Below are 13,604 nucleotides of genomic sequence, written 5' to 3'. Positions count from 1 at the left end.
CTTAAAAAGTTACCGGGCCTGCTCCTTCTGATCCCCGATGGATTACCTTTCGGCGTGGACCAGAAGAAATTCTATGCGGAACTCGGGCGATTGCTTTACGCGATCGCAGCGGTGGACGGGCGTATCCATGCCAAGGAGGCCGCCACGATGAAGCGCATCGTCTCCGAGCAATTGGTGCCACAGGAGGCCGCGACGGACCACTTCGGTACGGACCAGGCCTACATCACCGAGTTCGAATTCGACATTCAGGCCGACCGCGGTGAAGCTCCTGAAGAAGCATTCGACTCCTTCGCCACTTATCTCACCCAGCACAAGGACCGGCTCTGTGACGAGCAAAAGGAACTTGTCCTTCGGGCCGCTGACGTGGTGGCCCATGCGTTCCATGGTGTGAACGCCAAGGAACTGCGGATGCTCGCCGAATTGAAGCGGCGCTTGCATTGAACCGTCGCATCATACGCCTTTCGCACCTTGTTATCTTGGCCCCTTCATGGCGATAGATCTGCGTTCGGACACCGTGACCATGCCCACCCCGGCCATGCGCGAGACCATGGCCACCGCCGTGGTGGGTGATGATGTGTTCGGCGAGGATCCCACGGTGAACGCGCTCGAAGAAAGAATGGCCAAGCTTTTTGGCCATGAAGCCGGTCTTTTCTGCCCAAGCGGCACCATGACCAACCAGATCGCGATCAACGTCCATACCCGGCCGGGAGACGAGGTGATCTGCGAGGAAGGCGCGCACATCTATCGCTACGAAGGTGGCGGCGTGATGGCCACCAGTGGATGCAGCGTGAAATTCGTCCCGGCAGATCGCGGACGCTTCACCGCGGAAGCCGTGGCCGACGCCGTGAACGACCGGGACGCCGCCTACTTGGCCCGGACCCGCATGGTGAACATCGAGAACACGAACAACCGGGGAGGTGGCAGCGTGTGGGATCTGGGCGAGGCAAAGCGCATCCGCTCCGTTTGTGACCGACATGAACTGATGCTCCATCTGGACGGGGCCCGGATCTTCAATGCGATGGCGGTGGACGGTCGCTCTCCCGAGGAATGGGGCGCGCCGTTCGATTCGATCTCCATCTGCCTGAGCAAGGGCCTTGGCGCGCCTGTAGGAAGTGTTCTGGTTGGCGGGAAGGACTTTATTCTTCAAGCCCGGCGCGTGCGGAAGCGGATCGGAGGGGGGATGCGGCAGGTGGGCATCCTGGCGGCAGCGGGCCTGCATGCCATGGACCATCATGTGGAACGCCTTGCGGAAGACCATGCCCGGGCCAAGCGGTTGGAAGCATCACTGGCCGGTCTTTCCTTTGTTGAACACGTATTGCCCGTGCAGACCAACATCGTGGTCACCGTCCTGAAACCCACAATGCCCGCCACGCAATTGATCGTCAAACTGAAGCAGAACGGCGTTCTGGCTTCGCAGTTCGGTACGTTCATGGTGCGCATGGTGACACACCGGGACGTGGACGATGACGCCGTCGACCAAACCATCGCCGTGATGCGGTCTATTGAGAAATGAAAAAAGGTCTGCTCCTCCTTTTGTCGACGCTCGTTCTGGGCTGTGCAGCACCCAAGTTCATACAGGCCGGGCAGGAGGACGATGTGTCCGTGAGTTATCGCTGGAACCACAGGGCCGGCAAGCCGAGCGAGCTGTTGTTGAAGATCGTGAACGCAAGTTCGTCCCCGCAGCGGATGCATTTGGGGCTGGACCTCTATTATCAGGCCTTTACCGTGGAGCAGTTCACGGCGGATACCTGCATTCCCGCAGGGCGGACATTCAACGGCAAACTGAACGGCATCTACTTCGTTCCGCAGAAACTCACGCCTGAACAGGCTGCCAGCCCCGATACCAAAGTGGAATTGACCGGATACAGCGTGGAACGATCCGTATCATGCCCCTGATCGACCCAATCAGCTCACGACTTTGATCAAGAAGCGCATATCAGAACGGTGGACGATCATCGGTGTTGCCATACTGATGGTGTTGGCCTTGGGCCTATTGGCGCGAGGTCTGTCGCACAACACCGAACGCGGCGAGCAATTGAGCAAGCTGGCGTTGGACCGCTCTTTGGACGGCCAGCGCTGGCAATTGGAACTGCTCACGAACACGTTCGCCTGGAACCTGAATGAAGAGGCGAATTACTTGCAGGAAAACGATACGATCAGCGACACGGAATTGATCAAGCGCTGGTTGCCCGTGATGCGCAGCCGGTTCGCGATCCGGGCCATCGGGGTCGCCAACGATCGGGGTGATGAGCAAATCCTCCAGCTTGTGGACAGCACGTGGCGCTTCACATCGACCGTGCGTGCCAGTGTTCCTGCACGCACCTTCCGTTCGGAATGGCCGGTCAGGCTCGCCGGAATACCGATGCCGGTCGCCGCTGAAGCTGACAATGATCCCCGGGAGGACATCTGGTTCAGCCATGCACTGGAGAATGGACGGGACCAGCCTGTATGGTCGGAGGGGAAAGGCGCGCATGGTTCGGAAGTCCTCCATATTTCCCTCTTGGTCCGGGGCGGGTCGGACGATTCGGCATATAGGGTGGTCCACTTCGACGTCGATGCCGATGCGATGTTCTCCCGGTTGTCGCAGTGGACCCCTGAAGTTTCCACGATCGAGCTGAATTCCAAAGGCCGTTTACTGACAAATGCGGATGACACATCCTCCATCGGACGGTTGTGGGGCAGGACCCTGCTGGTCTGGAGCGAGGACCGACCGATCACGGACTTCCATGGATCGATCGGAGAAGAACCGTGGATCGGGCGTATTGTTCCCTTGGATCTGAACGGTGCCAAGATCTACACCGGGGTGATGATCGGGGGGCACGAGATCCAAGAATGGAACCGGGAAGCGCGCATCGCCCTGTGGTCGGTGTTCGTGCTGCTTGTGCTCTTGGCCGCGCTGTTGACGATGGTCTTTCTCCTGAACCGGGGCTCGGAACGGCGCGTACAGCGCCAGGAACGGCGATCGAGCGTGCAAGCCCGGCATTTGGCGAAGGCCATTGACGAGCGCGAAGTGCTGGACCGCGAGGTCCATCACCGGGTGAAGAATAACCTGCAAGTGGTCAGCAGCTTGCTGAACCTTCAGGCCCAACGCGTTCCCGACAGCGAGGCACAGAGCGAGTTCATGCGCGGCAAACGACGCATCGATTCAATGGCCTTGGTCCACCATAAGCTCTACCGACAGACCGATCTTTCCGCCGTGGACCTCGGCGTGTTCCTCGACGATCTGGCCAAGGCCATCGCCGCCATGTTCGACCCCGACAGCCGCTCGGTGAGCTTTAACGTGGACGCCGCCGGTATCCACTGTGACGCGGACACCGCCATCCAACTCGGCATGGTCTTCTGCGAACTGCTCGCCAACTGCCACCAGCATGCCTTCCCCTATGCCACCGGCGGCCATATCGAGATCACAGTGCGGGATCCCGGTGATGGTACGTTCATCCTTGGTGTGAAGGACAATGGCAAAGGCTTCAGTCCAGAGGACATCAAGGAAACGCAATTGGGACTGGAAGTGGTGGAAGCTCTCACCGACCAGCTCGACGGCACCATGCGCGTGACCCACGACGGCGGCACTTTTGTGGAAGTGACCTTCCGCAGTGACCGGTATGCCAAATGAGCGACGCGAAAGGCAATTAAGGCCTGTTAGCGGACCCACTCCAGCTCCACTCTGCGCTCCGACGGGTCCGATCCCGAGCTTTGGCTGGAGCCGTAATAATTCATCAGGACCCGGCTGCCGTCAATGCCCTGCCCGAGCAGATAGGACCGCACCGCTTTGGCGCGCCGCTCGCTCAGGGCCAAGTTCGATCCCGGATCTCCGGTTTTGTCCGCATATCCGGTCACCAGCACCCGCCCGTTCGGCGCTTGCCTCATGGAGAGGGCAACTTCAGCGAGCAATGCCCTTTCATTCGGCTCCAGGTCCGATGATCCTTTGCTGAAACGCACGGTCACATTGCGCCCGGTGAGCGCGCTCAATGTGGCCACTGGATTGTCCGTTGTGCCCGGTGCGGCACGGTCCGTCTTCAGCTCGTCCACCTGTAGGCCGATGTCGTCCAAACGCCCCTCCATGTCATCCATCCGGTCGCGCAACGCCCAAAGCTCCTTGCGTTGATCGCTCTGGTCGATCCTGCGGTTGATGGCGTCCAGCTCCGCCTTCAACCAACGGTCCCGCTTGCGCAGCTTGGGTGCCGGTGGCAGCTCTTCCGCTTCCTTGGCCTTCATCGCGATGTCCGAAAGCATCGCATCGGTCAACTTCACGTCCGGAGACGCCTTGCCGCTGTCCATTTTCAGGTCCAGGGCGCAGAGGTAGTTTTCCTCATCGAAGACGGTGCTGCAGACGGTGGGCACGGGTTCGCTTTTGCCGGGATCCCGCTGGGCCGCTCCCTGCGGAGGAAGCACGTCCACGGTCGACAGTTGGATAAGGTCATTGTGAAGCTGCCGCTCCAACTCCTGACGTTGTGCCCTTACGTAGTAGTAGATCGCGAGGTATTTCTCTTGGTCGTCGCCCCCGTCAATGCCGAAGGTCGCCTGGCTCCAATCGATCCGGGATACACGGCCCAGCTGCTCCTTAGTGGCAGCGGACAAGGGTATGGCCGGCGCCCCGAAACGCGCCGCCGCCGTGCCGATCATCCTATCAATACCGGAAGCCAAGCGCGGTACGGGGATATCGACCTGCACACCATCGCGGGTGAAGTGGACCCGCTGGTCAAGGTATTGTTCCACGCCGGCGATGATCAGCTCGTCCAATGAAGTCCTGCTGTCCCCGTGTTGACCGGCCGGTTCCTTGAACTTGAACGCAGGTGCTTGGCCGTCCATTCCGGTCCAATCCGCCCGGAACACGGCCGCACCGGACCCCGGATCTCCCACGAACCCCGTCACGGCGATGGAATCAACGGTCCCTTGGGCGACCAACGACAGCGGTGTTTGCGCGGACAGGAAGCCGAACGTCCACGGGAAAAAGAAGAAGAGGATCCCCCGGAAAGGAATGTGCAGTGGCATTGGCGGAGCTAACTTAGAACACTGCACAACGCGGCGCCAGTCCACCGGCATGAAAGCTCTAACAATCCGCTCCAACACCTTTCGGTCCGGGCCCTTTGACAAAGAGTATCCTGAGCTTACGTTCGCCGGTCAGGATGATCAATGTGTGCTGATGGCCTCCGGCACCACCCGTCCATCTGCGGCATTGGGCAGGGCCATGCCCAGAATGGTGGAAACCGTGGGTGCGATGTCCGTGATCGAGGTGCGCCGCATGACCTCCCCTTTCACCACATGCTTACCGAAGAAAACGACCGGCACCTGGGTGTCGTAGTTCCACGCCGTCCCGTGCTCGGTGCCAACACCGCCATTGCTGTATTCCGCCTCAAAATAGCCGGGGTGCAGGGAGAAGAGCACATCCCCGCAACGTTGCGGCATGTAGCCCCGGGCCATGGCCTGCGCGATGCCCCGAAGCTGGCCCATGTCCTGCAAGCGCTCGCCGGAAACAGCACAGGCGACCGCCGGGTGCATGCTCAACGCATGGGCCACCGCTTCAGCGGTTTCCTTCGGGGCATCCGCTTTCAGGTAGACCTGCCCCTGCCGGACGGTGTCGATCGTGCCCGCAAAACCATGCGCACCGAGCCAGATCTGTAGTTCCGCCATCGGGGTGTAGCCCGCACTGCCCTTGAGGTCGCGCAGGTAGGCGGGCACATCGGCACCACCATGATCGCCGGTGAGAAAGACCGTGTACTCGCCCGTTCCCACATGCTCGTCCAAGTAACTCAGCAAGCGTGCGAGGTCCGCGTCCAAGCGTACATAGATGTCCTCTCCCTCGATGGAGCGCTGCCCCATCATGTGGTCGAGCTCGTCCGGGCTGCTGTAGCTCAGTGCCAGCAAGTCGGGCACCACATCCATGCCCAATGAATCCCCGGCGATGGCGGCGATGGCCATGTCCGTGGTGAGCGTGTTGCCCCAGGGCGTGTATATGAGCAGCCGTAGATCGGCCCCCGCTTTCCGCAAGGCGGCCAAGTCCAGCGGCAGCGTGGGACGGAGGTCCTTGCCCAAGGCCTCCTCGTAGGGATTGTCGTCCGGCAAGGGCGTATGGTAGCGGTCGCGCGGCAGTGAGAGTTCCCAGGTCCGGTCCAGGTACTTCGCAGCAAGGCCTTTTTGGTTGAAGGCGTCCAACCACGCGGGGAGTTTCTTCATGTACCAAGAGCTGCTTACGAACTTGCCTTCTTCACCTCCCACGTACCAATAGGAGGCATCGCCCGTGCGGCCGATGGGCATGATCGCGGAGCGGTCCTTCAAGGCGATGCCCACGGTGCGCGACCGGCGGTCCGTGCGCAGCTCAAGCTCATCCGCCAAGGTGCTGGCCAAGAGTTGATAGGGCGATCGTTGGGCGCTAAGATCGGCCGTGCCTACCGGATCCACGGTGGTGTCCTTGGCGCAATACCAGCTGCGGCGGAGACCCCGGACGTAGGGATAGTTGGACACGATGCCGTGGTGAGCGGGCGTGGTGCCGGTGTAGATGCTCGTGTGGCCCGGGGCCGTGAAGGTGGGCACATAGTCGTAATGCGCATCGCGCTGGAATGAACCTTCACGCACCAACCTCTTGAAGCCGCCGTCGCTGAAGTTGTCCCAATAGCGGTAGATGTTGTCCACGCGCATCTGGTCCACCACGATGACCACCACCAGCTTCGGAGGATCGGTCCATTGGGGATCTTGTGCTTGAGCGGCTACGAAAAGGAGCGCACAAGCTCCGGTCAGGGCATGTCTCATACGCTGCGGGCCATGATGAAGAAGATCGCCAAGCAGGCCACCACGTTCACGGCGATGTTGGCCAGTGCCATGCCCGGAAGGCCTTCCCGGATCAATAGGAAATTCTCGTAGCTGAACGTACTGAAGGTGCTGAACCCGCCGCAGATCCCCACGGTGATGAATGCGGAAAGAGCCGGGCGCTGCTGGAAATGCGCCGGAACGCGAAGCAGCACCCAAGCGAGGATCATAACGGACAGAACGTTCGCGATCAGCGTGGCCCAAGGGAATGCGCCCCGGAGGTCCAACGCCAAAAGCAGGCGTGTAATGCCAAAACGCAGCAAACTGCCAATGCCGCCGCCGAGGAATACCGCTGCCCAGATGTTCATCGTTCGCCGGTCCTTTGGTGAATGGCACGGAAAAGAGAGTAGGCCAGGCCGCCGATAAGCGAGCCATAGAGCGCCCCCACGATGACGTCGCCGGGATAATGCGCCCCAAGGTACACGCGGCTGTACGCGATCAGGCCCGCCCAAAGCAACAGCAGCGGCAAGGTCCACCAGGGATCGCGGCGCAGCATACCGGCCATGAACGTGGCCAGCGCGAAGTGATTGGCAGCGTGGGAAGAGATGAAACCGTACTGTCCCCCGCAGTAGCCGTCCACCAAGTGGACCAGACCTTGCAGGTCCGGGGCATGGCAGGGGCGCAAGCGCTGTACGGTGTCTTTGAAGAACACTACGGAACCGGTGTCACTGCAGAAGATCATCAAGGCTGCCACAGGCAAGGACCACCACAGTCCGCGCCAGCCCCAGCGCAGCTTGACCAAAACCAGGAAAAGCACATAGACCGGTATCCAGACCCGCGGATCGCTCAAGAGCACCATACAGGGATCGGCCGCAGCACTATGTGCGCCGTTCACGGCCAGAAATCCTGCACGGTCGGCGGAAAGTATCGTATCCGTCCAACTCATTAAAAGCGGCTTGGCGGAGGCTCCGGCTCCACCGTGCTATGGATCTTCGACCAGATCATGTCCTTCAAACTGTCCAGCCCTTGGTTGGCCACGGAACTGATGAAGACGTGCTCAACATTCTTGGGCAGCTCCTTACGCAGGGCCGCGATCAGCTCCTCGTCCAAGAGGTCGCTCTTGGTCACCGCAAGCAGGCGTTCCTTGTCCAGCAGTTCCGGCGAGTATTGCGCCAGTTCGTTCAGCAACACCTTGTATTCCGCCGCGATGTCAGGGCTGTCCGCGGCCACCATGAAGAGGAGCGCACTATTCCGCTCGATGTGGCGCAGGAAGCGCAGGCCGATGCCCTTGCCCTCGTGCGCACCCTCGATGATGCCCGGGATGTCCGCCATCACGAAGCTTTTGTTGTCCCGGTAAGCAACGATGCCGAGGTTGGGCACCAGCGTGGTGAACGGGTAGTCGGCGATCTTCGGCCGGGCCGCGCTCACCACGGAAAGCAAGGTGCTCTTTCCCGCGTTCGGGAAGCCCACGAGGCCCACGTCCGCCAAAACTTTCAGCTCCAACACGAACCATTGCTCCAGCCCCGGCTCCCCGGGTTGCGCAAAGCGTGGGGTCTGGAAAGTGGAGCTATGGAAGTTCTGGTTGCCTAATCCGCCGCGGCCGCCTTGAAGGAGGATCACCTCCTGGCCCGGCTCGGTGATCTCGCAGAAGACCTCACCTGTTTCCGGGTCCTTCGCCACGGTGCCCAACGGCACTTCGATGATGCGGTCCTCCCCCATCTTGCCGCTGCTCTGGCTTGCGCCGCCGCTCTCACCGTCCTTGGCGATCACGTGCTTGGTGTAGCGCAGATGCAACAACGTCCACAATTGGGGATCGGCGCGCAGGATGATGTGGCCGCCGCGACCACCGTCACCACCATCAGGGCCGCCCCTGGGGATGTACTTCTCGCGCCGCATGTGGCGGCTGCCCGCGCCACCCTTGCCGGAGCGGCATTCGATCTTGATCTGGTCGATGAAGTTCGCTGAGGACATGCCGCAAAGGTGGTGAATGGCTGGGAGGAATGGTTTTCCGTAGGTGGGTCCCGCCTGAACAAGGATGGCACAGATCACGGACGTATTGCCCGAAAAAGGGCTGCCTGCTAAAAGCGTCGGCAGCCGAACAACGAACAACCGACAACCGACAACTAAAGGTCACTTGTCAATGGAAGCCGTGAGCCGCGCGGTGATGTCAGCGATCCCGCCCATCCCATCGATCCGCCGCAGCTTGCCCTGCTCCTCGTAGTATGCCTTCAAGGGCGCGGTCTTGTTCTCGTATTCGCGGATCCGCTTGCGCACCACCTCCTCGCTCTTATCGTCCGGGCGACCGCTGGTGGCACCGCGGCCAAGCAGGCGCTTCACCAATTCCTCCTCCTCCACTTCCAAGGCCAACATCAGGGAGATGTCGCTGCCGATCTTCTCCAGCGTTCCGTCCAACGCCTCGGCCTGCGCTCGCGTGCGCGGGAAGCCGTCGAAGATGAAGCCTTTGGAATCCGGGCTTTCCTCCAGCAGGTTGCGGATCATGCCCACCACCACGTGGTCCGGCACCAATTCGCCGGCGCTCATCAGCTCCTGGGCCTGTAAGCCAAGCGGTGTTTCCGCCTTGATCTCAGCGCGCAGCAGGTCGCCCGTGCTCAGGTGGTCGAGACCATAGCGCTCCATCAGGAATTTGCTCTGCGTGCCTTTGCCCGCTCCCGGAGGGCCGAAAAGCACAATGTTCATTTTGTCCATTGGTGAACGCCGATTCCGACGCTGGAATTTCAGTTGTTTACGATCCGATAAATACCCGGCAGATTCCTTCCAAAGCCATCGTGGTCCAGGCCGGAACCCACCACGAAGACGTTGGGGATCTCCATGGCCACGAAATTGATCGGGATGTCTTTTTTGTACACATCGGGCTTCAGCAAGAGGCTGGCGATGGCGATGCTCGCGGGGTTCTTTTCCCGCAAGGCCTCCACGATGTGCGCGATGGTGTTGCCGGTGTCCACGATGTCCTCCACCACCACCACGTGGCGGTCCGCGATGCGCTCGTTAAGCCCGATCAATTGGCTCACGGTGCCGGAACTGACCGTGCCGTGGTAGCTCGCCACTTTCACGAAGGTGATCTCGCAGGTGATGGGCAGCCGCTTCAAAAGCTCCGAGGCGAAGAAGTAGCCGCCGTTGAGCACGCCCACGAACAGCGGCACTTTGTCCGCGTATTCAGCTGCGACCTTTTTGGCCACGGCATCCATGGCCGCGCTCAGGTCCGTAGCACTGATGAACGGCTCGAACTGTTTGTCGTGAAGGGTGACCTTTTCCATGGGCAGGGGCCGAAGGTAGCGATCGTGAGCGGTGGCTCACCCCGATCGCCATTGAAGGCGGTATTCGATCCGACCATGCTTCCACTTCCAGCTCCCGATATGATCGAACGCAGCGCTATCGGCATGCCGCATTCTCTTGTTTCGGCATGTTCAATTCGTTACCAATGCTCCGGATACCTACTTTCGGACCGATGCGCACGACGACCTTCCTTTTGGCAGTGACCTTGGTCCCTGCTACAGTGCTCGCCGGGGGCGAGCAATTTCCCGTGGGTGCCCGCTTCGCCGGGATGGGCCATGCGGGCATCACTTTGGTGGACCTCTGGAGCGTGAGCAGCAACCAGGCAGGCCTTGCGGGGTTGGAGCGTCCGGTGGCCGGGGCCTACTACCAGCAACACTGGCTCTCCCCGGACCTTGCCATGCAAGGGCTGGCCTTCGCGCTGCCCGTGGGCAAGGGCACCTTCGCGGTCAGCGCCAATTCCTTCGGCAACACGCTCTATGCCCAGCGCACCTTCGGGCTGGCCTATGCCATGAAGCTGAACGACGGGCTGCGCGTGGGCGTGCAGCTGGACTACCTCAACATCAGGCTGGGCGACGACTACGGAAGCACCAGCGCCATCACCGCTGAACTGGGTGTGCAGGCGAAGCTCACCGAGCATTTGTGGATCGGCGCGCACCTGTACAACCCCAACCGCGCCAAGCTGGGCGGGCCATACGAAGAGAAAGCGCCCACGGTGGTCCGCGCGGGGCTCGGCTACACCTTCAGTGAACAGGTGACGCTTACGGGCGAAGTTTCCAAGGACATCGACCGCCCGGAGGAATACCACGCCGGCATTGAGTACCGGCCCATTTCGGCGCTGTTCCTGCGCACGGGCATCAGCACCGGCCCCACGAAGGCACACTTCGGGGTGGGCGTGCGCGTGAAACAACTGGACGTTGACGTGGCGGCAGTAATGCGATCGCAGCTGGGCCTCACCCCGATGGTGAACCTGAATTACCGTTTCAAATGATGCGGTATCTCTTGCTGTGCATGGCGCTTCTTTTCGGGGCGATGGCCCTGCGTGCGCAGGACGACATTTCCCCGGAGCTGCGCGACCTGATCGAACAGCGCATCGCCACCATCGCGGAACAGCTTGGCGACGAGAGTGACGTGGACCTCTCCTCACTGGCCGACCAGCTCACCGAACGCCTCAGCGACCCGATCAACCTCAACCGCACCGATGCGGAGGAGCTGGGTTCCCTGCACCTGCTCACCGACATCCAGATCAACGCCATCCTCGCGCACATCATACACTTCGGAAAGTACATCAGCATCTATGAGCTACAGACGGTGGACGGCTTGGACAACGCCACGTTGGAGATCATGAGGCCCTTCGTTACCGTCAGCGGCGAAGGCAGCTCGCGTACCTCACTGAAGGAGATGCTGGCCAATGGCAAGAGCGAGTTCCTGTTCCGCACGCAGATCAACATCGAACAGCGCAAGGGCTTTCTCGGTGGTGGCGACCCCTTCAACAGTCCGTACAGGGACCCCGACGGCGACCCGTTGCCGGATGTGGACGACCCGCACGTGCTGGATTCGCTGCGCGCGAACAACAAGGTCTACTTAGGCAGCCCGTGGAAGGCCTATGCGCGCTACCGGTTCAAGTACAGGCGCAACCTGGACTTCGGCATCACCGCCGAGAAGGACGAGGGCGAGGAATTTTTCAAAGGCAGCCAAAAACAGGGCTTCGATTTCTATTCGGCGCACCTCTTCCTGCGGAACATCGGCCCGATAAAGGCAGTGGCGATCGGCGACTACCAAGCGCAGTTCGGCCAGGGCCTCGTGTTCTCCAGCGGACTCTCCTTCGCGCGGAAGTCGGCCTATACGATGAACATCAGCAAGAACGCGCCGGGGCTTTCACCTTACGCCAGCGTGAACGAGAACCAGTTCCTGCGCGGCGCGGGCGCCACAATGGGCTTCGGCAAGCACCTCGAGGGCACCGCGTTCATCAGCAAGAAGAAGTACGACGCCAACGTGCAGACCTCTACTGACACGAGCAGCACGGGGTTCAGCGACGAACAGAGCACCTTCAGTTCCTTCCTGGAAGACGGCTACCACCGCACCAATACCGAACTGGGGAAAAAGAACGCGTTGGAGGAGTTCATCTACGGAGGGCACCTCGAATATAAGCGGACCGGATGGAGCCTTGGCGCCACGGCCGCGCAAGTGAACTTCGACAACACACTGGTGAAGTCAAGTACCCAGCCCTACAACCAATACGAGTTCCAAGGGAACAGCAACACCACCTACGGCTTTGACTGGAACGCCGTGTCCCGCAACGTTACTTGGTTCGGCGAGGGTGCGCGCAGCTCGAACGGGGGCATGGCGGGCGTCACCGGCCTGCTGGTGGCACTGGACAAGCGGCTTTCCTTGGCCATGTTGTACCGCGACCTGCAACGCGATTTCCAAGGGTTGTACAGCAGCGCCTTCGCGGAAAGCTCCAACCCGTGGAACGAACGCGGCCTCTATGCCGAGCATCGAGCTGAAGCCCAGCCGGAAGTGGGTTTTCAATGCCTATTACGACCAGTTCACCTTCCCGTGGCTCCGCTACCAGACCAACGGCCTCAGCAGCGGATACGAGGCCTTGGGCCAATTGACGTGGACGCCCAGCAAGGCCGTACAGGTCTACGTGAAGGCCCGCACCCAGATGAAACCGCGCAATACCACGGAAAGCGTCAGCGGCATACTCCCATTAGTGGACACCAAACAGAACAACTACCGCTTCAACGCCAGCTATCGCGTAAGCCCGGGCGTCACCTTGCGCACGCGCATCGAAAGCGTGGACTATCAGCGCGGATCAAACCCTGTGGACCACGGCTTCCTGATCTATCAGGACATCATCCACCGCCCCAAGAAGGGCCGGGTCGAGTTCACCGGAAGGATCGCCTTGTTCTCCACGGACAGTTATGACTCCAGGATCTATGCCTTCGAGTCCGACATCCCCGGCGTGTTCAGCCTGCCGCCGATCTACGGGCGCGGCATGCGCTGGTACACGATGCTGCGCTGGTCCGTGGCCCGGAACATCGACGTGTGGGCCCGCTATGGCATCACCATGTTCACGGACCGCGATCGGATCAGCTCCGGACTGCAGGAGATCTCGGGAAGCAATAAGAGCGACCTGAAAATGGAGCTCCGCGTGAAGTTCTAGCCTTCCAACACCTACCGGATCACAGTGTCAACGGCATGGCCTGCTGCTCCGGCACGGGCTGGATGCTCTCCGGACTATTGTAGTGTCGGTACGCGTACACCGCAATGATCGCCCCCACGATCAGCAATACACCGATGATGAAGAACATGGGCATTCCTTCCTGATGATGGGGAAATAGCTGCACGCCATGGCGGACTACAGGGGCCTGCACCGAGTGCGAGCATCCCAAGATCATGTCCGGTGATGCGGCACTGGCCGGACCCATGCCCATGCAGGCGCACATGGGGCGTTCCTATCTCTCTGGGATCACATCGTCCTTTCGGGTGAACTCACGAACGGGGTCCTTTCGTTCCCCCATGGCACCCACTTCGCTATTCCGATCGACAAGAGGCACCACAGC

Annotated in this window: 15 protein-coding genes; 7 read left to right on the top strand and 8 right to left on the bottom strand. The window is 60.8% G+C overall.

What is annotated here, in order from left to right:
* The first annotated feature begins 54 nt into the window (after window positions 1–54).
* Genes IPP95_00460 through IPP95_00445 form a run of 4 tightly spaced genes read left to right on the top strand, consistent with a single transcriptional unit; the run spans window position 55 to window position 3,613 of the window.
* Window positions 55–441, top strand: a complete 387-nt coding sequence (locus IPP95_00460) for a TerB family tellurite resistance protein (protein ID QQS72744.1) — start codon at window positions 55–57, stop codon at window positions 439–441.
* A gap of 46 nt (window positions 442–487) precedes the next feature.
* Window positions 488–1,513 carry an aminotransferase class I/II-fold pyridoxal phosphate-dependent enzyme gene (locus IPP95_00455; GenBank protein QQS72743.1) on the top strand — a complete coding sequence of 342 codons (1,026 nt, stop codon included), beginning with the start codon at window positions 488–490 and terminating at the stop codon, window positions 1,511–1,513.
* Window positions 1,510–1,896: a hypothetical protein gene (locus IPP95_00450; protein ID QQS72742.1), complete on the top strand. Its 387-nt coding sequence runs from the start codon at window positions 1,510–1,512 to the stop codon at window positions 1,894–1,896. The genes IPP95_00455 and IPP95_00450 overlap by 4 nt, the downstream gene beginning before the upstream one ends.
* 22 nt (window positions 1,897–1,918) lie before the next feature.
* Complete coding sequence (locus IPP95_00445) at window positions 1,919–3,613, top strand: sensor histidine kinase (protein ID QQS72741.1); 1,695 nt, start codon at window positions 1,919–1,921, stop codon at window positions 3,611–3,613.
* Between the two features lie 26 nt (window positions 3,614–3,639).
* Here the strand turns inward: IPP95_00445 and IPP95_00440 are convergent, their stop codons facing one another.
* From IPP95_00440 to IPP95_00410, 7 genes are all read right to left on the bottom strand, one after another.
* Window positions 3,640–4,992 (bottom strand): OmpA family protein, encoded by a 1,353-nt coding sequence (locus IPP95_00440; protein QQS72740.1) that lies wholly within the window; start codon window positions 4,990–4,992, stop codon window positions 3,640–3,642.
* A 138-nt stretch (window positions 4,993–5,130) separates the two neighbouring features.
* Window positions 5,131–6,747 carry an alkaline phosphatase family protein gene (locus tag IPP95_00435; protein ID QQS72739.1) on the bottom strand — a complete coding sequence of 539 codons (1,617 nt, stop codon included), beginning with the start codon at window positions 6,745–6,747 and terminating at the stop codon, window positions 5,131–5,133.
* A complete protein-coding gene (locus IPP95_00430) occupies window positions 6,744–7,112 on the bottom strand; it encodes a CrcB family protein (protein ID QQS72738.1) in 369 nt (122 codons plus the stop codon). The genes IPP95_00435 and IPP95_00430 overlap by 4 nt, the downstream gene beginning before the upstream one ends.
* Window positions 7,109–7,690, bottom strand: a complete 582-nt coding sequence (locus tag IPP95_00425; protein QQS72737.1) for a phosphatase PAP2 family protein — start codon at window positions 7,688–7,690, stop codon at window positions 7,109–7,111. Before IPP95_00425 ends, IPP95_00430 begins: the two co-directional genes overlap by 4 nt.
* Window positions 7,690–8,715 carry a GTPase ObgE gene (gene obgE, locus IPP95_00420; protein QQS72736.1) on the bottom strand — a complete coding sequence of 342 codons (1,026 nt, stop codon included), beginning with the start codon at window positions 8,713–8,715 and terminating at the stop codon, window positions 7,690–7,692. The genes IPP95_00425 and obgE overlap by 1 nt, the downstream gene beginning before the upstream one ends.
* Window positions 8,716–8,874: 159 nt before the next feature.
* On the bottom strand, window positions 8,875–9,441 hold the full coding sequence (locus tag IPP95_00415; protein QQS72735.1) for an adenylate kinase: 567 nt from the start codon (window positions 9,439–9,441) through the stop codon (window positions 8,875–8,877).
* A 38-nt stretch (window positions 9,442–9,479) separates the two neighbouring features.
* On the bottom strand, window positions 9,480–10,019 hold the full coding sequence (locus IPP95_00410; GenBank protein ID QQS72734.1) for a hypoxanthine phosphoribosyltransferase: 540 nt from the start codon (window positions 10,017–10,019) through the stop codon (window positions 9,480–9,482).
* 191 nt (window positions 10,020–10,210) lie between these two features.
* On the opposite strand from IPP95_00410, the gene IPP95_00405 reads away from it, so the two are divergent.
* From IPP95_00405 to IPP95_00395, 3 genes are read left to right on the top strand one after another with little or no spacing between them, the layout of a single operon-like run.
* Window positions 10,211–11,026, top strand: a complete 816-nt coding sequence (locus IPP95_00405) for a hypothetical protein (protein ID QQS72733.1) — start codon at window positions 10,211–10,213, stop codon at window positions 11,024–11,026.
* Between the two features lie 20 nt (window positions 11,027–11,046).
* Entirely contained in the window at window positions 11,047–12,966 is a 1,920-nt protein-coding gene (locus tag IPP95_00400) for a helix-hairpin-helix domain-containing protein (protein QQS72732.1), read from the top strand.
* Complete coding sequence (locus IPP95_00395) at window positions 12,944–13,204, top strand: hypothetical protein (GenBank protein QQS72731.1); 261 nt, start codon at window positions 12,944–12,946, stop codon at window positions 13,202–13,204. The genes IPP95_00400 and IPP95_00395 overlap by 23 nt, the downstream gene beginning before the upstream one ends.
* Window positions 13,205–13,223: 19 nt before the next feature.
* Here IPP95_00395 and IPP95_00390 read toward each other — a convergent pair whose 3' ends face one another.
* The gene (locus tag IPP95_00390; GenBank protein ID QQS72730.1) at window positions 13,224–13,475 is read right to left on the bottom strand and encodes a hypothetical protein; all 252 of its coding nucleotides are present in this window, start codon (window positions 13,473–13,475) and stop codon (window positions 13,224–13,226) included.
* Window positions 13,476–13,604 lie beyond the last annotated feature (129 nt).

It is taken from the genome of Flavobacteriales bacterium (assembly GCA_016700415.1).
Classification (GTDB): domain Bacteria; phylum Bacteroidota; class Bacteroidia; order Flavobacteriales_F; family PHOS-HE28; genus PHOS-HE28.
Note: the sequence above shows the minus strand (reverse complement) of the source record. Positions and strands in the feature narration are given on the sequence as shown.